The sequence below is a fragment of the Candidatus Desulfofervidus auxilii genome, assembly GCA_030262725.1.
Classification (GTDB): domain Bacteria; phylum Desulfobacterota; class Desulfofervidia; order Desulfofervidales; family Desulfofervidaceae; genus JAJSZS01.
On the sequence record JAJSZS010000008.1, the window covers coordinates 71,415 to 89,225 of the forward strand.

Here is a 17,811-nt window from a genome sequence, read left to right on the forward strand (position 1 = left end):
AGTAAGCTATGGAGCAAGAAGTTTGGACATTTTCAGATTACATTATGTTAGTTGTATCTGGAGTATTGGTAAACAATATTCTTCTAATCAGATTCTTAGGTAACTGTCCATTTTTGGGTGTTTCAAAAAAGATGGATACTGCTGTTGGTATGACATTTGGCGTTATATTTGTTTTAACTTGTACTGGCCCTATTACATGGTTTGTAGAGCATTATCTTTTAGAAAAGTTTGATATTGTTTATCTTGAAACATTGGCATTTATTTTAACAATTGCTGTTTTTGTCCAATTGGTAGAAATGGTGATAAAAAAGGTAAGTCCTGCTCTTTATAGAGGATTAGGTATTTATCTTCCTCTTATCACTACAAACTGTTGTATTTTAGGTACATGTTTCTACAATATTAGATTTAAGTTTGGTTTTATGCCCACAGTTGTTTTCTCCTTTGCTTCAGCTTTAGGTTTTGGTTTGGCTCTTATTATCATGGCAGGTATTAGAGAAAGATTTCATTACGCTAGGATACCAAAGTGTTTTCAAGATACAAGTATTGGTTTGATTACAGCAGGACTAATAGGACTTTCATTCTTTGCTTTTGCAGGATTAGCTAAATAATTAAAAGAGGTTGTAAATATGGAGGTATTAAGTGCAACCATTTATCCAATGTTAGTAATGGGGGGATTAGCTGCTATTTATGCACTTGGTTTAGGTATTGCTTCAAAGGTATTTTATGTATATGTGGATCCACGTATAGGACAAGTAGAGGAGTTGTTAGGAGGGGCAAATTGTGGTGGTTGTGGTTATGCAGGTTGCTCAGATTGTGCAGCAGCAATTGTAGAAGGTAAAGCACCAGTTAATGCTTGTGTAGCTGTTGGTCCTGATAAATGGGAGGCAATAGCTAAAATTTTGGGAAAAACTGTTGAAGCAGGTGAAAGAAAAGTGGCATATATTATGTGTCGTGGTGATAGACAAAAAGCAAAAAGGCGCTTTCAATATATGGGGATTGAGGATTGTCGTGCTGCTGCATTAGTGTCAGGTGGAGATAAAGAATGTCAATATGGATGCTTAGGTTTAGGTACATGTGTAAAGAATTGTCCATTTGGTGCTTTAAGCATGGGTGAAAATGGTATTCCAGTAGTAGATCGAGACAAATGTACAGGTTGTGGTACATGTACAAGGGTATGTCCAAGAGGAGTACCTAAGTTAATACCAGAATCCCAAAAAATAGCTACTGTATGTAATTCCCATGATGGCCCTCCAATTGTAAAGAAACTTTGTGAAGTAGGATGTTTAGGTTGTGGTGTATGTAAAAAAGTTTGTCCAGAAAAGGCAATCACAATTGAAAATAATCTTTCAGTGGTTGATCCAAGTAAATGCACATTGTGTGGAAAATGCATAGAAAAATGTCCAACTGGTGCTATTCAACAAATATTGCCTGCATAAATTAGGAGTTTATTATGCCCCAAAAAATATTAGTGGCTATTGATGGTTCAGAACCTTCTATGAAGGCAGTAAGATATGTAGGTGAGACATTAGGGTGCAAGGATACAAAAATAACTTTATTTTCAGTTTTACCTGAGATGCCTAAAGAATTGGATGATTTATTAGGTCCAGATTATGTAAGTGTTGTGCCTCATATAAAGGAAAGGTTAGGTGATTTAGAACAAATAAGGTTAAAACAAGAAGAAGAAATGAAAAAGGCTTTGGAAAAAGCTAAAGACTTACTTAAAGAAATTGGTGTTCCAGAAAAAAATATAGAAATAGCAGTTAGGAGAAAAAAAGAAGGTATTGCTAAAGATATTTTACGTGAAGTTGAAAGTGGGGGTTATGATACAGTTGTTGTTGGTAGGCGGGGTATAACAGGGGCATTTTTCTTTGGTAGTGTTTCAGATAAGGTTGTAAAATATGCACATAACTGTGCAGTTTGGGTCATAGATTAATATGGAAATAAAAAAAGAAAGAGGAGTTGTTGTCAGTATTTCAGGGGAAAAGGCTAAAATAAAATTAAAGAGAAGTATGGCTTGTGAAGGATGTCCAGGTGAAGGTTTATGTAGCATGTTAAGCAAAAGATATATGATGCTTGAAGCAGAAAATCCTATTGGTGCTATTCCTGGTCAAGAAGTAATTGTTTCCATACAAGCAGAAAGAGAGTTAAAAGCATCTTTTATTATATATGCTATTCCTACAATAAGTTTATTTATAGGTGGATTTTTAGGACACTATTTAAAATTATGGGGAAATGCTGATGCTTCTGCTGCACTTTTTTCTATAATATTTTTGGCTTTATCATTTTTAGGAATTAAAGAATATAGCAAAAAGTTTTCTTTTAGACCTGTAATTACAAAAATTTTGGCAAAATAACGGGAGGGAGTAATGAAAGAATATCTAAAGGATTTAAATAATTATTTAGATAGAAGGCATTTTTTAAAAACTTTAGGTATATTAAGTATAAGTCTTTTTGTACCTAAATCTTTTTCAGCCCCTTTAGAAATCATAAAGTTCAATAAAAAACTCTATAAATTAGAGGAGACACAAGCTTTAATGGGTACTTTTGTGACAATTACTGTTCTTGATCCCTCCCGTACAAAAGCTGAAGAAGCTATTGCAAAGGGATTTAATGAAATAAAAAGATTAATTAATATATTTAATCGTTTTTCTGATGGTACGGTTGTTAGTGAATTAAATAAAAAAGGTATTGTTAAATATATACCAACTGAGATGAAAACAGTTATAGAAAAATCTTTTCATTATTATAATCTTACTTATGGCAATTTTGATATTACAGTTAAGCCTTTAGTAGATTTATTTAAAGAAACATTTGCATCTACTGGTAATCCTCCAAGTTTAAAACAGGTTAAAGATGCTTTAAATTTAATAGGAATGGAAAAAATTTCTTATCGTGATAAAGAGATAAAATTTCTTAAAACAGGGATGGGTATTACTTTAGATGGTATTGCAAAGGGTTATATTGTGGATAGGGTAGCATTATTGATGAAAAAATTAAAGGTCACTCATGCCCTTATTAATGCAGGTGGTGATATTAGAGCAGTAGGTAAAAAGAGTTGGCGGATTGCCATTCGTGATCCATTTGATCATCAAAAATATGTAGATATAATTGAGCTTAAAGAAAATGCTATTGCTACCTCTGGAAATTATGAAGTATATTTTGATAGGGAAAAGATTTATCATCATATTGTTAATCCTCACACAGGTTATTCTCCTACAAAAGTTGTAAGTGTAAGCATTGTAGCAAAAAGTACCATTGAGGCTGATGCACTTTCAACAGCAGTATCGGTTTTTGGCCCTATAAAGGGAAAACACTTTATAGAAAAATTACCTAACATTGAAGGGCTAATTATTACCAAAAATAATTTAAAACTATATAGTCGTGGTTGGAAATCATATGCTTAAATGGAGGAAAAAATGGCTTTTATTGTTACTTATATAATACTTTTGCTATTTTGGATTTCTATTTCTGGTCATTTTGATGTATGGCATTTTGGTTGGGGAATTATTTGCTGTGGTTTAGTAGCTTATCTTTCAAATGATTTACTATTTAAAGACATTAGGTCAAAAGACAAACCAAAAGAAGTGATTAACTTTATATTCTATATACCTTGGCTTCTATATCAAATTATATTGGCTAATATTCATGTTGCTAAACTTGCTTTACATCCAAAAATGCACGAATTGATTGATCCACATATAATTAAATTTAAGACAAAATTGAAAAAGGAACTTGCCCAAGTAACATTTGCCAATTCTATTACCCTTACACCTGGAACTATTACAATTCTTATAAAAGATGGATATTTTTATGTCCATGGTATTGACAGGGCTGTGCAAGAGGAGCTTCCAGGAGAAATGGAAGAGAGGATAGCTAGAGTATATCTGGAGGAATAGAATGGAATCATTCTTTATTGGTGTAGGAATATATTTGGGAGTTTTAATCTTTATTTGTTTCTATCGTATTGCTTTTGGTCCTACTGTTTATGACAGAGTTATTAGTGTTAGTTTTATTGGTACTATGACAGTGGTTTTGCTTGTTCTTATGGGTTTTATCTTTAAGAGAATAGATATGTTTGTAGATATTTCACTTATGTATGCTCTTTTGAATTTTATTGGAACTTTGGTCTTTGCTAAGTATTTTGTCAAAAAGAAGGGGGCTAAATAAATGGAATTAATTGTTAAAATTCTATTAATACTAAGTTTATTTTTCTTTACAACAGCAACAATTGGTTTTTTACGTTTTCCAGATTTTTACTCTCGTATGCATGCTACAGGTAAAGGTGATACATTAGGCATTCTTTTAGCCTTATTGGGTCTTGCTATTTATCATCTAGAACATGATTTTTCTTGGCCAGGTATAGTTATAGCTATAAAACTTATTTTTATTGCTGTTTTTTGGTTCCTTGGTGGCCCAACGGCTACCCATGCTTTATTACGTTCAGCTTTTGATACTGGAATAATGCCTTGGACAAAAGATGGAAGGCCTGTTATTGAATGGCCACCAAAAAGGGGGAGATAATGATTTGGCAATTTGATTTAGTGTTGTTAATTTTAGCTGTTTTAGCAGCCATAGCTGCTATTGAAGTGAGAGATCTCTTCGCAGCTGCTGTTTTTCTTGGTGTGTTTAGTTTTATCATGTGTATGGTTTGGACAGAGATGGGCTCAGTAGATGTTGCTTTTACAGAAGCAGCAGTAGGAGCAGGAGTAAGTACTGCCTTTTTTATTGCTGCTGTTTATAAAACTACAAGGAGGACAAAAGATTGATTAAAAAAATTGTTTCCATTTTAATTGCTATTTTAGCTACATCTGCCTTATTAGTAGGAGTAAAGGATTTTCCTAATTGGGCAGACCCAAATCAACCTGCATCAGTGCATGTTTCACCTCGTTATATTGAAAAAACAGTTGAAGAGACAGCTGTGCCAAATATAGTGACTGCAGTTCTCGCTGATTACAGAGGCTATGATACCATGTTTGAAACAGCAGTAATTTTTACTGCAGGTGTGGCAGTAATGATGCTTTTAAGGAGGCCATATAAAAAATGATTAGTAGATGGGAAGATATAATTATTGAAACCCTTTCCCGTTTTCTGATCCCATTTATGCAAACTTATAGTCTTTATGTGCTTGCGCATGGTCATGGCAGTCCAGGTGGAGGTTTTCAGGGAGGATGTATTTTTGCTGCCTCCTTTGTACTTATGGTTATTGCCTATGATATATTTGAAGCAAAAAAGCGCTTTTCAGAAAAAATAAATGGTGTATTTTGTGCCCTTGGGGTGTTCATTTATGCAGGAATTGGCTGGCTTTGTCTCCTTTTAGGTGGAAACTTTTTAGATTATGGAAAACTAAGTAAAATTCTTCCTACTGATCCTATTATGGCTAGATATTATGGTATGGCTGGTATTGAAACAGGTGTGCAGATTACTGTAATGGCAATTATGGTTTCTATATTTCTTGATTTAGTTACAGCAGGGAGGCATGAAGAGGCTATGGAGGAAGAGGATGTGGGAAGTGATTCTAAGTAAATATAACTATTGGATTTATGCATTTATGCTTATGATTGGCTTTTATGCTATGATGGCTAAAAATAATCTTTTAAAAAAGCTCATTGGTATGAATATCTTCCAATGGGCTTTAATCTTTTACTTTATTTCTATTGGTGCAAAAAAAGGTGGAACTGTTCCAATTATTCCTGAACATGGACATGGTGAACATCACTTGGTTGTTCATGCAATTGATTATATAAATCCCTTGCCACATGTCCTCATGCTGACAGCTATTGTTGTTGGTGTGGCCACAACAGGTATTGCCCTTGCTTTGCTAATCATGATTTATAGAAGATATGGTACTTTAGAAGAAGATGAAATTATAGAGGAGTTGAAAAAGTGATTGAACAATTCCCAGCTCTAATCGTTGTTACACCTTTAATTATGTCTTTTATTCTTTTTGCTGTTAGTTGGTGGAATAAAAGACTATGTTTTCCTATCCTTATTCTTACTCTTTCTGCCTGTATAGTTTTTGCTATTGGTATCCTTGATACTGTAATAAAACAAGGTAAACCTATTCATTATTATCTTGGTGGTTGGGATCCCCCTTGGGGTATTGAATATGTAATAGATCATTTAAATGCATTAGTATTGGTGGCTGTAGCTGTTGTAGCTTGGTTGGTTGCTATTTATTCCAAAAGTGCTGTAGAAAAAGAATTACATGAATCAAAACTGCCTCAATTTTATACTCTTTTTCTTCTTCAAGTAACAGGGCTTTTTGGTATTACTGCCACTGGTGATATGTTTAACCTCTATGTACTTTTAGAAATTGCCTCTTTCTCTGCATATGCTATCATTGCTATGGGAGAAAGGGGTGCGGATTTTGCTGCTTTTCGTTATGTAATCTTTGGTACAATTGGTGCTTGTGCTTATCTTTTAGGAGTAGGTTATCTTTATATCCTTACTGGCTCACTTAATATGGCAGATTTGTCTCATCTAATACCAAAATTATTTTATAATAAAGCATTGCTTGTTGGTTTTGCCTTTTTCTTAGTAGGTGTAGGCATAAAAATGGGTATCTTTCCAGTACATTTTTGGTTACCAGATGCATATACTTTGGCTCCTTCAGCTGTAAGTGCTTTACTTGCTCCATTGTTTACTAAAGTTGGTGCCTATGTAATTATAAGGATTATGTTTACTGTCTTTGATCCATCTTTTTCCATAAAACTTTATCCAGTAATGGATATATTAGGCTGGATAGCAGCTGTTGGTATAATATTTGCCTGTATTATGGCACTTGCTCAATCTGATTTGAAACGAATGTTTTGCTACCTAATTGTAGCAGAAATGGGTTATATTGTAATAGGCATTGCTTCTGGTAATCGGCTTGGTCTAACTGGAGCTATTTTACACATTATTAATGATATGTTTATGATGGCTTGCCTTTTCACTGTAGCTGGTGCCATCATGTATCAAATGGGTACAAGAAATATCTATGAATTTCGTTACTTACATAGAACAATGCCTATTACTTTGGCTGTCTTTGTTGTGGGGGCGCTTTCTGTAGTTGGTGTGCCACCTGCATGTGGATTTTTTAGCAAGTGGTATCTCATTTTAGGTACTATTCAAGCAAAGAAATGGTTATTATTGTTTGTACTTTTAGCTAGCAGTTTGATTAATGCTGTTTTATTTTTCCGTGTTATAGAAAATGCTTATTTAGAACCTCGTGAGGCTCATGCACATGCCCATAATGGAGGACATCCAATTGTTACTTTAGATAGAGTTCCATTAAATATGCTTATAGCAATGATATTAATTGCTGCTGGTATCATTTTATTAGGTCTATTTAGTGGAAAGATTGTAATGAATATTATTGATTTTGCCATACCAGCGAATTTATAGGGGGAGGAGATGGAAACTGTACACTCTGTTGTACCACTCTTAGCCCTAATGGCCTCTTTGATTGGAGCCTTCCTTATACTGTTTACAGGTGAGAGGAACCCAAATTTGCGTGAAGTATGGACAATGATAGCTTCTATAACAAAATTTGGTTTAGTTGCCTCCATGCTTCCTCATGTACTTCAAGGTAAAGTTATTGAATACACTATTGTTGAAATTTACAAAGGACTTGCCCTCCAATTTAGGGTAGATACCTTTGGAATGATCTTTGCTTTATTAGCTTCTTTTCTCTGGATTGTTGTTTCACTCTATTCTATTGGTTATATGCGAGGTTTAAATGAACATGCTCAAACTCGTTATTATTTTTGTTTTGCCTTTGCCCTTTTTGGGGCAGTAGGTGTGGCTATGTCAGGCAATTTGTTAACTCTTTATATGTTTTATGAAATCTTAACAGTAGCCACATTTCCTTTAGTAGCTCATAAAGAGACAGAAGAGGCTATAAAAGCAGGCAGAAAATATTTAGCTTATCTTTTAACAGGTGCTGCATTTGTTCTTTTCTCAATGGGTTTAACTTATTATCTTACAGGAACACTTGATTTTAAGGCAGGTGGATTTTTAGCTGGTCATGGTTCAAGAGAATTATTAGCCCTTTTATTTGTGACATATATTATTGGTTTTGGTTCAAAGGCAGCTGTAATGCCTATCCATGAGTGGCTGCCTTCAGCTATGATTGCGCCAACTCCTGTAAGTGCTTTGCTCCATGCAGTAGCCGTTGTAAAAGCAGGTGTATTTTGTTGTTTAAGAGTAATTCTCTATGTATTTGGTCCTAAATTGCTTTCAGACTTAGGTTTATGGATAGTTTTAGCCTTCTTTGTTTCATTCACAGTTATTGTTGCCAATATAATTGCTCTAACTCAGGATCATTTAAAAAGAAGGCTTGCTTTTTCTACTATTAATAATCTTTCTATCATTATTTTAGGTGCAGCTTTACTTTCTTCTGATGGAATTAGAGGGGCTATGCTTCATATTCCATTTCATGGCTTTATGAAGATCACACTATTTATGTGTGCAGGCTCAATTTATGTAAAGACACATTTAGAAAATATTAGTGAAATGGAAGGTATAGGTCGTCAAATGCCTATTACGATGGCAGCCTTTACTATTGGAGCAGCTGGTTTAACTGGTATACCGCCTATATGCGGATTTATCAGTAAGTGGTATCTATGTTTAGGAGCACTTGAGGCAAAAGAAATTATCTTCCTACTAGTATTTCTTGCTAGTGCTTTATTAGATGCAGCTTACTTCTTCCCCATTATCTATAGTGCCTTTTTTAAAAAGCCAAAATTTGTAAAAGACCATTTTGATGAAGCATCATTTTTTGTAGTATTTCCAATTGTAATTACAGCTATTGGTTCTATTTTCTTTGGGATTTTTCCAGACAAATTTATGCATTTCTTTAAACTAGCTCTGCTCTCAGCGAAGAATATTTTGGGGGTTTAAGTAATGATTAGGACATTAAAAGTAGCACTTTTTGTAAGCATATTTATAGTATTTTTGTTAGGTTTTTTTATCCATCCTGAACATGAAGCTCATTATTTTTGGCAAAAAATTCCCGTATTTGAAGGTATTTTTGGATTTATAGGTTGTATTGTACTTATTATCTTTTCTAAAGGATTGGGACATCTGTTTCTAGAAAGGGAGGAGGACTATTATGATTAAACCTATACCTCCGTTTTTAATCTATTTAATAGGAGCACTGTTTGTTCCTCTACTTGTAGGGAAAGCAAAAAAGGCTCTTCTTTTAATTATACCAATCCTTGCTTATATTGACCTTTTATTAATGCCTCATGGTAATTATTGGAAAATAAAATTTTTAGATTATGAGCTTATTTTTGGACAAGTAGATAAATTAAGTATGGTCTTTGCATATGTATTTGTCATTATTAGTTTTGCTGCTCTGCTTTATGCCTTACATGTAGATGATGATGTTCAGCATTTTTCGGCTCTTTATTATGCAGGCAGTTCTTTAGGTGTAGCCTTTGCTGGTGACCTCTTTACTTTATATCTCTTTTGGGAAATTATGGCTGTAGCCTCTGTTTTTATTATCTGGTCTCAAAGAGATAAAGAAGCTATAGGTGCTGGATTTAGATATCTTTTGGTTCACCTTTTTGGTGGTTGTGCACTTTTAGCAGGTATTGTTATTTATGCGATAAAGACAGGCTCCATTGCTTTTTCTGGGCCACTAGTAAAATGTGGTTTGGGTTTTTGGCTTATATTAATCGGTTTTATATTAAATGCTGCTGTTCCTCCATTACATCCATGGTTACCTGATGCTTATCCACGTGCATCTGTTACTGGTGCTATTTTCCTTACTGCATATACTACAAAAAGTGCCGTTTATACTTTATTAAGAGCATTTCCTGGTGTGGAAGTCCTTGCTTATCTTGGTGCTATTATGACAGTTTATGGTGTTGTTTGGGCGATTATGGAAAATGATATAAGGCGTCTACTTGCTTATCACATTGTTAGTCAGGTAGGATACATGGTGGGTGGTGTAGGTATAGGGACAGAATTATCTATGAATGGCTCAGCAGCTCATGCTTTTTGTCATATCCTTTATAAAGCATTATTATTTATGGGTGCAGGTGCTGTTATTTATCAAACAGGTATGCGTAAAATGAGTGATTTGACTGGAAGGGATCTCTATAAAAAGATTCCTCTTAGTTTAATATTTTATATGGTAGGTGCTTTTTCCATTTCGGCTGTACCATTATTTAATGGATTCATATGTAAACCTATGATTGTTACTGCAGCAGAAGAAACTCATATGTTAGCTGTCTTTTTCTTAATGCATACAGCCTCCATTGGTACATGGTTATGTGTAGGTCTTAAACTGCCATATTATACATGGTTTGGGAAACGCAGACCAGAATTAGGAGAAATAGAGATAAAGAAACTTCCTTGGAATATGATTGCTGGTATGGCATTTCTTTCCTTCCTTTGCATCTTTATGGGTGTTTATCCAGATATACTTTATCGTGTTCTTCCTTATCCTGTAGAATATCATCCTTATACTCCAATGCATGTCATCGGTGCCCTTCAAATGCTTTTGATGACTGTAGTTGGTGTTTGGATTTTATTAAAGAGACTTGAGCCGCATGCTGTAATTAATCTTGATACAGATTGGTTTTATCGTAAAGGTGCAATTCTTTTTGTAAAATTCTGTTATGGTTTAAGTGCAATACGTACAATTTTGCAAAAGCTAGCCATAGATTTTGTAGATGGAGTTATTGTAATAAGCAAAAATCCAATTTATGTAATAGAATCAATATTTTCTTCAAAAACAACTCGATTAGAACCTTATGATGCTAATACTTATCGAACAGCAGTAGGTATTGGAGTGATGTTTTCACTTATCTTTTTCGCTATCGTCTGTTTCATTTTCTTCCATCATCTATTGCAGTTGTTAGTTAAATAAATTTTATTGAGACTTGCTCTTTTTCCAACGTGGATGTGTAATACCATATTTATGTATTTTATAATGTATTGCCCTTTTACTAATACCTAATAATTCAGCTGCTTTTTTCTGAATCCAATTGGTTTTTTCCAATGCTTGAATAATTAATTCTTTTTCTGCCTCTTTTAATTTAATTCCTTTTTTGACAAGAGAAGGAAAAGGTTCATATTCAAGCGCTAAATCTTCAGCATGTATGATATTTCCTTCTGCCATTAATACAGCCCTTTCTATAACATTTTCTAATTCCCTCACATTTCCTGGCCAATGATAATCTAAAATAATTTTTTTAGCCTTTTCAGAAAATCCTTTAATTTGTTTATTTAACTCAAAATTGAATCTTTTTAAGAAAAAATGAGCTAATGGCAAAATATCTTCTCTCCGTTCTCTTAATGGTGGTAAATGAATATGAACAACATTAATTCTGTAATATAAATCTTCTCTAAATTTCCCTTCTTCTATTAAGCTTTTTAAATCTTTATTAGTAGCAGCTAATATTCTTACATCCACCTTTATTACTTGATCCCCACCTAAACGTTCAAATTCTTTTTCTTGTAACACTCTCAGAATTTTTGCCTGTATAGATAAACTCATATCTCCTATTTCATCCAAAAAAATTGTTCCACCATTTGCCTGTTCAAATCTACCAATCCTCCTTTTATAAGCCCCAGTAAATGCTCCTTTTTCATGTCCAAATAATTCGCTTTCTAAAAGAGTTTCTGGTAAAGATGCACAATTCACTTTAATAAAAGCCCTTTTTCTCCTAGAACTATTGAAATGAATAGCACCAGCAATAACTTCCTTACCAGTGCCTGTTTCTCCTGTTATTAAAACAGTTGTGTCAAAAGGACAAATCTTTTTTACAAGAGAAATAATCTTTTTCATTTGAGGGCTTTCAGCAACAATACGATCCAAGTCATATATATATTTCTGTGTATGGCGAAGATAATCTATTTCTGCTCCAAATAAGGAACATTCATCTATACAAATACGCTCAACCGTATTAACTACATCTGTTAAAGAAGGAGCTTCAAAAACATAAGGTTCTTTCCATTGTGAAGGCTTTTTACTGACAATGATATAAGGGGGAGGTATTTGTTGATTAATTGCTTTTAAAAAAGAAGATTGATTCTTTTCTAATATATCAAAATCAATCACAATAAAATCTACATTAAATTCTGTAAGTTTGTCTATAGCCTCTTTTATCTCATTAGCTTCTTCCACACGATGCCCCTTTTCTTCTAATTTTTCCATAAGAAATATGCGCTCTCTTTTATCTTTTTTAACAATTAATACAAGACTCATAATAAAACCTTTAACACACTGACTTTACCATTTCAAGTTAAACTGTTTTGTGACTTGACCGTTTAAATATGTCAAGTTAATATTCATTGAGTTTTTTTCAAATGAAAGTGACTATCTTTAAAAGACTTGTTATCAGTTATCTAGTAATCATCCTTTTGATTATATTTTTGGGAGTATATACTACATTAAGACTCAATCAACTTAATCAAATTATAAATTATATGATTTCTGTGGATAGCGTTACTATAAAGCTTACAGAAGAATTAGCAGATGCTATACTTACTCAGGTTGGTTTTGAAGAAAAATATTTAATTTCTAAAGATAAAGATTTTTATCAACGTTTTTGGGAAATTAGAGATTATATATCTAAAAATATAAGAAAATTAAGATACATAGCTGATACAACCAAAAAAAGAAAATTAGTTAAAGAAATTAAAAAAGTGTATGATTCTTATCTTTTTTTATTTAAAGATGCCTTATATGATTCAAATAAAGAAGAATATCAATTGAGAAAACAAAAAATAATTAGCGAAATCAGCCAAAAATTGAAAGAAATAGCTAATATTGCTAGATTAGATAGAGATAAAAAAATGCAAATGGCTAGCGATATAAGTCTTCAAGTCATTAAAGTAACAACAATAACTGCAGCTATTGGTTTAATTATGGTAATCTTAATTTCATTTTTTAATACAAGGAATATAAATCGTCCTATTTTGCTTTTAAAAGAAAAAACAAAGGAAGTAGCTAGAGGGAAATTTGGTTCACCATTAAATATTTCTTCACCACCAGAAATAAAAGAATTGACCAATTCATTTAACACTATGTGTGAACGTTTAAAAGAATTGGATGAAATGAAAAAGGATTTTATTAGCCACTTATCTCATGAATTGCGCACCCCTTTAACGGCTATAAAAGAAGCATCTAATATGTTGCTTGAAGGTGTTTTTAAAGATATGCCAGAAAAACAATATGAGCTTTTTTCAATTATAAAAGAAGAATGTGAAAGATTGATAAATTCAGTTAATAGAATTCTTGATCTTTCTCGTATGGAAGCTGGTATGATGACTTATAATTTTAAAACAGCTAGTATTATTCCTATTATTCAAAAAAGTGTTACAAAGTTAATTCCTCTTGCTCAAAAGAAAAAAATTGACATTGAATTAAACCTATCAGATAAAATATCTTTGACAAAAATAGATGAAGAAAAAATAGCTCAAGTTATAGAAAACTTATTAGACAATGCATTAAAATTTACTTTAGAAGGAGGTAAGGTTATTATTACAGCAATGGAAAATGAGAAAGGGATGATAGAAGTATCTGTTGCTGATACTGGTTGTGGTATTCCTAAAGATGATTTGGAAAAAGTTTTTGATAAATTTAAACGAATAGAAAGCGGTTGGGTGGCGGTAAGAGGAACAGGTCTTGGTCTTTCTATCGCCAAGCACATTATAACCGCTCATGGGGGACAAATATGGGTAAAAAGCGAACCAGGCAAAGGAAGTGTTTTTTATTTTACTTTACCTGTATCTTAATGATTTTTTTCTTTGATTCATGTACTTTAAAAAAAGAATATCCAAAATTGCCACAAGAAAATATTGAGTTAATTCAGGCAAAAAAGTTTATGATAAATGGAAATTATAAAGCTGCATTAGAAAAAAATCAAAAGATTTTAAGAACATATCCTGAAATAAAGGATGAAGCCCTTTTTCAAATAGGCTTGATTTATGCTCATCCTAAAAATCCAGATAAAAATTATGAAAAGTCTTTAAAATATTTTCAAGAAATTATTAAAAAGTTTCCTAAAAGCCATTTGAAAAATCAAGCTAAAATATGGATTCTAGTTTTGCAAGATATTATAAAGAAGGATAAAAAAATTAAAGAACAAAATGAAAAAATTAAAATTTTAATGCAAAAAATTTTCAAATTAGAAAAAGAAAGTAAAATAAAAGATGAAAAAATAAAAGATTTAAAAAAGCAGATAGAAAAATTAAAAGAAATAGATCTAACTATTGAAGAGAAAAAGAGGAAGTCTTTGCCATAGAGAGGTAAGGGATGGATAAAATATTAGTGGTGGATGATGACTTAAATATCCTTAGAGTTTTGAAAATGAGGTTAGAAGCTGAGGGTTATTCAGTGACTACTGTTGCTGAAGTTCATGAAGCGATAGAGCTGGTAAAGGAAGAAGAATTTGATTTAGCTTTAGTAGACTTAAAACTTACAAAGAAAAATGGGATTGAGCTTATGGAAGATTTACATCGCATACAACCTGAAATGCCTGTTATTATCCTTACTGCCTATGGTACGATTGAAAGTGCTGTAGAAGCTATGAGAAAAGGAGCTTATAGCTATTTGACAAAACCTTTTGACCCACGCGAGCTTCTTTTACAGATAAAAAATGGAATTGAAAAATCAAGGCTTTCAAAAGAAGTTAGAAGACTAAAGGATATAGTTAAGGAGAGATATGAATTTGAAAATATTGTTGGTGAAAGTGAAAAAATGAAAAAAGTATTAGAATTAGTGTCACGAGCAGCAGAAACAGATTCCAATGTTTATATTCAAGGTGAAAGTGGCACAGGGAAGGAATTAATTGCTAAGGCATTGCATCTGGCTAGCTCAAGAAAAGATGGCCCTTTTGTAGCGATTAATTGTGCAGCCATTCCTGAAACTCTTTTAGAAAGTGAACTATTTGGTTTTAGAAAAGGAGCTTTTACAGGTGCTTTTTACAGTAAAAAAGGAATTTTTGCTCAAGCTCATGGAGGAACAATTTTTTTAGATGAAATATCTGAAATGTCTTTATCTATGCAGGCAAAATTGCTGCGAGTAATAGAGGAAAAAGAATTTTATCCTGTAGGTTCAGAAAAGCCTATAAAAGTAGATGTAAGAATAATTGCTGCTTCAAATAAGGATCTTGAAAAAGAAGTACAAAAAGGGAATTTCCGTAAAGATCTTTTTTATCGTATTTATGTTATTCCCATTAAACTTCCTCCTTTAAGAGAAAGAAAAGAAGATATTCCTCTTTTAGCAAAACATTTTTTAAAAAAATTTTCGCAAAAAATGAAAAAAAATATAAAGGGGTTTTCACCAGGCGCACTTCAAAAAATGATGCTTTATTCTTGGCCAGGAAATGTTAGAGAATTGGAAAATGTTGTAGAATGTGCGGTAGCTATGACTACTCAAGATATAATTACTGAGGATTTAATTCTTCCAACAGAGCCAATAAAAGAGACTACTTTAAAGCCATTAAAAGAGGCAAAAGATGAATTTGAAAGAAAATATATTATTCAACTCATGGAAATTACTCAAGGGAATGTAACACAAGCAGCAAAATTAGCCAGAAAATATAGGGCAGACCTTTATAAACTTCTAGAAAAATACAACATAAATCCAGAGGATTTTAGAAAAAAAGGTTAATTTTTAAATATTTTTAAGCATTTTGCATTAAAAAATAATCATAATAAAAACTTATCAACCATTTATTTTCTTCAGGAAAATCTAATTTTTTTAAATTTTTAAAAAGTTCTTTTACAATAGGAAATTTCAATCCTACTGCTGGAAATGCTTGTCCTATTCTTTTTAAAAGCCAAGTTTTATCTAATGGTTTATGACAACCACCTGCAATAATTTCTCTTTCTTTTGGAGTAAGCAATGCCCATATTTGCTCTTTTGTCATCTCTTCACAAAACATCACCGCCTCCTAATTTTATATAAGCAATAACTATGCCAAAATCAAGTCCCGAATATCTTTATAAAAATTTCTTACCAATCAAAAACAATTGAAAAGCTTTTCCTTCAAAAGAGAAAACATTTTCCTATGGGGTCAGGTCTTGCAATATAACAATTAATTTGATAGATTGATTTTGATGGCAAGGCCTTTACGCATAGAATTTCCTGGAGCTGTTTATCATATCACTTCAAGAGGCAATGCAAAACAGGCAATTTTTCTGGATGATAAGGACAGAACTAATTTTCTTGAAGTTTTAGACTCAGTAGTCAAACGATTTAATTGGCTTTGCCATGCTTATTGTCTGATGGACAATCATTATCATTTACTTATTGAAACACCCGAAGGAAATCTATGTAAAGGAATGAGACAGCTTAATGGGGTTTATACTCAAAAATTTAATAAAAGACATAACAGGGTTGGACATCTTTTTCAAGGAAGATACAAAGCAATATTAGTTGAGAAAGAAAGCTATCTTTTAACCTTATGTCGATATGTAGTTTTAAATCCTGTAAGGGCAGGTTTGGTAAAACATCCAAGGGAATGGCAATGGAGCAGTTATAGGGCTACTGCTGGCGAAGAAAAAGCTTTTTCTTTTTTAACAATTGATTGGATACTTTCCCAATTTGACAGCCATAAGAAAATAGCAAGGAAGCAATATAAGCAATTTGTATTAAATGGAATAGGGGAGAAATTTCCTTGGGATATGGTTAAAGGGCAATTACTATTAGGTAATGAAAATTTTATTAAAAAATTTAATGAATTGTTAAAAGATAAAGAAAAAATTAAGGAAATACCAAGAATTCAAAGATATGCTGCGAGACCTTCACTTAACGAACTTTTTATGAATAAAAAAATTATGGATAAAAAATTAAAAGACGAAATAATTTATTTAGCTCATATTCATTATGGATACACTTTAAAAAAAATTGCAGAGTATTTAAATGTTCATTATGCTACTGTTAGCCGGGTTATTAAACGTATTGAAGGAAAAAGTAAAAAATGAGGGTTATAGAAATGAAATTAGTCAAGTATATTATTTCAGGACTTTCTTTAAAATTTTTAGAAGCTTTCTGAATACATCTTTTGTCCCCCATTTTTAACCCATCACTCCAAAATTTTGGGGAATGTCCAATATTATTCATCTATGATTTAAATATTATCGATGAGCAAAAATAAAAAATGCCAGATTTGGTAATAAAAATTTTCTTTTTAAGTATTTTAAAATCTTTTCTTCTTCCACTTTCCAATAAATATCTATGTCCAATACTACTTCTTCTATAAAAGAACCATAAATATAAGAAAAAATTATTTCTTCTTTGTTTGAAAGATAATTTTTAAGCTTTTGAATAACTATTTCTTTGTTTTTTTCATTTGTCTAGCAAGCATCAAAAATGTTATATTGCAAGACCTGACCCCAATTTAATGACCCCTGACCTGACCCCAATTTAATGACCCCAATTTAACAGGGTAAGGGGTTGAAGTAATTAGGAATATCAATTTAAAATTGGCGAAATAATTAAAAAGTGTTAAGGAGCTAAAGATGAAAATTTGCATAATAGGCACAGGATATGTTGGCTTAGTTACAGGAGCAGGACTTGCTGAATTTGGTATGGAAGTACTTTGTGTGGATAAAGACAAAAAGAAAATAAGTGCACTTAAAAAAGGTATAATCCCTTTTTATGAACCTGGTCTTGAGGATCTTGTAGCTAAAAATTGTTCTGAAGGCAGACTAAATTTTTCAACTAATATAGCAAAGGGGATTGATTGGGCTAAGGTAATATTTATAGCTGTTGGCACGCCCCCAAATACAGATGGCTCTCCGGACTTATCTCAAGTTGAAGCAGCTATAAAAGAAATAGTTCGTCATATGAAGGAACACCGTATT

Annotated in this window: 23 protein-coding genes; 21 read left to right on the forward strand and 2 right to left on the reverse strand. The window is 32.4% G+C overall.

Annotation, left to right across the window (positions count from 1 at the left end; all coding sequences use genetic code 11):
• Positions 1-8: 8 nt before the first annotated feature.
• The 16 genes from LWW95_06095 to LWW95_06170 are packed head-to-tail and all read left to right on the forward strand — an operon-like array spanning position 9 to position 10,861.
• Positions 9-608 carry an RnfABCDGE type electron transport complex subunit A gene (locus LWW95_06095; GenBank protein MDL1956605.1) on the forward strand — a complete coding sequence of 200 codons (600 nt, stop codon included), beginning with the start codon at positions 9-11 and terminating at the stop codon, positions 606-608.
• A gap of 18 nt (positions 609-626) precedes the next feature.
• The gene (locus LWW95_06100; protein MDL1956606.1) at positions 627-1,436 is read left to right on the forward strand and encodes an RnfABCDGE type electron transport complex subunit B; all 810 of its coding nucleotides are present in this window, start codon (positions 627-629) and stop codon (positions 1,434-1,436) included.
• A 14-nt stretch (positions 1,437-1,450) separates the two neighbouring features.
• Positions 1,451-1,933 (forward strand): universal stress protein, encoded by a 483-nt coding sequence (locus LWW95_06105; GenBank protein MDL1956607.1) that lies wholly within the window; start codon positions 1,451-1,453, stop codon positions 1,931-1,933.
• A gap of 1 nt (position 1,934) precedes the next feature.
• Complete coding sequence (locus tag LWW95_06110) at positions 1,935-2,354, forward strand: SoxR reducing system RseC family protein (protein ID MDL1956608.1); 420 nt, start codon at positions 1,935-1,937, stop codon at positions 2,352-2,354.
• 12 nt (positions 2,355-2,366) lie between these two features.
• Positions 2,367-3,404: an FAD:protein FMN transferase gene (locus LWW95_06115; GenBank protein ID MDL1956609.1), complete on the forward strand. Its 1,038-nt coding sequence runs from the start codon at positions 2,367-2,369 to the stop codon at positions 3,402-3,404.
• Between the two features lie 12 nt (positions 3,405-3,416).
• Positions 3,417-3,896, forward strand: coding sequence for a Na+/H+ antiporter subunit E (locus LWW95_06120; protein MDL1956610.1), 480 nt, complete (start codon positions 3,417-3,419; stop codon positions 3,894-3,896).
• 1 nt (position 3,897) lies between these two features.
• Complete coding sequence (locus LWW95_06125) at positions 3,898-4,167, forward strand: monovalent cation/H+ antiporter complex subunit F (GenBank protein MDL1956611.1); 270 nt, start codon at positions 3,898-3,900, stop codon at positions 4,165-4,167.
• Positions 4,168-4,521, forward strand: coding sequence for a monovalent cation/H(+) antiporter subunit G (gene mnhG, locus LWW95_06130; GenBank protein MDL1956612.1), 354 nt, complete (start codon positions 4,168-4,170; stop codon positions 4,519-4,521).
• Entirely contained in the window at positions 4,521-4,766 is a 246-nt protein-coding gene (locus tag LWW95_06135; GenBank protein MDL1956613.1) for a DUF4040 domain-containing protein, read from the forward strand. The genes mnhG and LWW95_06135 overlap by 1 nt, the downstream gene beginning before the upstream one ends.
• Complete coding sequence (locus LWW95_06140) at positions 4,763-5,044, forward strand: hypothetical protein (protein ID MDL1956614.1); 282 nt, start codon at positions 4,763-4,765, stop codon at positions 5,042-5,044. The genes LWW95_06135 and LWW95_06140 overlap by 4 nt, the downstream gene beginning before the upstream one ends.
• A complete protein-coding gene (locus tag LWW95_06145; protein ID MDL1956615.1) occupies positions 5,041-5,523 on the forward strand; it encodes a hypothetical protein in 483 nt (160 codons plus the stop codon). Before LWW95_06140 ends, LWW95_06145 begins: the two co-directional genes overlap by 4 nt.
• Positions 5,501-5,887, forward strand: a complete 387-nt coding sequence (locus LWW95_06150) for a cation:proton antiporter subunit C (protein ID MDL1956616.1) — start codon at positions 5,501-5,503, stop codon at positions 5,885-5,887. Before LWW95_06145 ends, LWW95_06150 begins: the two co-directional genes overlap by 23 nt.
• A complete protein-coding gene (locus tag LWW95_06155; GenBank protein ID MDL1956617.1) occupies positions 5,884-7,386 on the forward strand; it encodes a monovalent cation/H+ antiporter subunit D family protein in 1,503 nt (500 codons plus the stop codon). Before LWW95_06150 ends, LWW95_06155 begins: the two co-directional genes overlap by 4 nt.
• 9 nt (positions 7,387-7,395) lie before the next feature.
• Positions 7,396-8,883 (forward strand): monovalent cation/H+ antiporter subunit D family protein, encoded by a 1,488-nt coding sequence (locus LWW95_06160; protein ID MDL1956618.1) that lies wholly within the window; start codon positions 7,396-7,398, stop codon positions 8,881-8,883.
• A gap of 3 nt (positions 8,884-8,886) precedes the next feature.
• Positions 8,887-9,102: a hypothetical protein gene (locus LWW95_06165; protein MDL1956619.1), complete on the forward strand. Its 216-nt coding sequence runs from the start codon at positions 8,887-8,889 to the stop codon at positions 9,100-9,102.
• Positions 9,095-10,861: a Na(+)/H(+) antiporter subunit D gene (locus LWW95_06170; GenBank protein MDL1956620.1), complete on the forward strand. Its 1,767-nt coding sequence runs from the start codon at positions 9,095-9,097 to the stop codon at positions 10,859-10,861. Before LWW95_06165 ends, LWW95_06170 begins: the two co-directional genes overlap by 8 nt.
• A gap of 3 nt (positions 10,862-10,864) precedes the next feature.
• On the opposite strand, the gene LWW95_06175 is transcribed toward LWW95_06170, so the two are convergent.
• The gene (locus LWW95_06175) at positions 10,865-12,202 is read right to left on the reverse strand and encodes a sigma-54 dependent transcriptional regulator (protein ID MDL1956621.1); all 1,338 of its coding nucleotides are present in this window, start codon (positions 12,200-12,202) and stop codon (positions 10,865-10,867) included.
• Positions 12,203-12,303: 101 nt separating this feature from the next.
• On the opposite strand from LWW95_06175, the gene LWW95_06180 reads away from it, so the two are divergent.
• The 3 genes from LWW95_06180 to LWW95_06190 are packed head-to-tail and all read left to right on the forward strand — an operon-like array spanning position 12,304 to position 15,613.
• Positions 12,304-13,734 carry a HAMP domain-containing histidine kinase gene (locus LWW95_06180; GenBank protein ID MDL1956622.1) on the forward strand — a complete coding sequence of 477 codons (1,431 nt, stop codon included), beginning with the start codon at positions 12,304-12,306 and terminating at the stop codon, positions 13,732-13,734.
• Positions 13,734-14,243, forward strand: a complete 510-nt coding sequence (locus tag LWW95_06185) for a tetratricopeptide repeat protein (GenBank protein MDL1956623.1) — start codon at positions 13,734-13,736, stop codon at positions 14,241-14,243. Before LWW95_06180 ends, LWW95_06185 begins: the two co-directional genes overlap by 1 nt.
• A gap of 11 nt (positions 14,244-14,254) precedes the next feature.
• On the forward strand, positions 14,255-15,613 hold the full coding sequence (locus LWW95_06190; GenBank protein ID MDL1956624.1) for a sigma-54 dependent transcriptional regulator: 1,359 nt from the start codon (positions 14,255-14,257) through the stop codon (positions 15,611-15,613).
• A 13-nt stretch (positions 15,614-15,626) separates the two neighbouring features.
• On the opposite strand, the gene LWW95_06195 is transcribed toward LWW95_06190, so the two are convergent.
• The gene (locus LWW95_06195; GenBank protein MDL1956625.1) at positions 15,627-15,887 is read right to left on the reverse strand and encodes a hypothetical protein; all 261 of its coding nucleotides are present in this window, start codon (positions 15,885-15,887) and stop codon (positions 15,627-15,629) included.
• Between the two features lie 175 nt (positions 15,888-16,062).
• Between LWW95_06195 and LWW95_06200 the strand changes: the two genes are divergently transcribed.
• Together LWW95_06200 and LWW95_06205 are read left to right on the forward strand one after the other, a co-directional pair.
• Positions 16,063-16,929, forward strand: a complete 867-nt coding sequence (locus LWW95_06200; GenBank protein MDL1956626.1) for a transposase — start codon at positions 16,063-16,065, stop codon at positions 16,927-16,929.
• 537 nt (positions 16,930-17,466) lie between these two features.
• The coding region (locus tag LWW95_06205; protein ID MDL1956627.1) for a UDP-glucose 6-dehydrogenase at positions 17,467-17,811 on the forward strand (345 nt) is incomplete at its 3' end.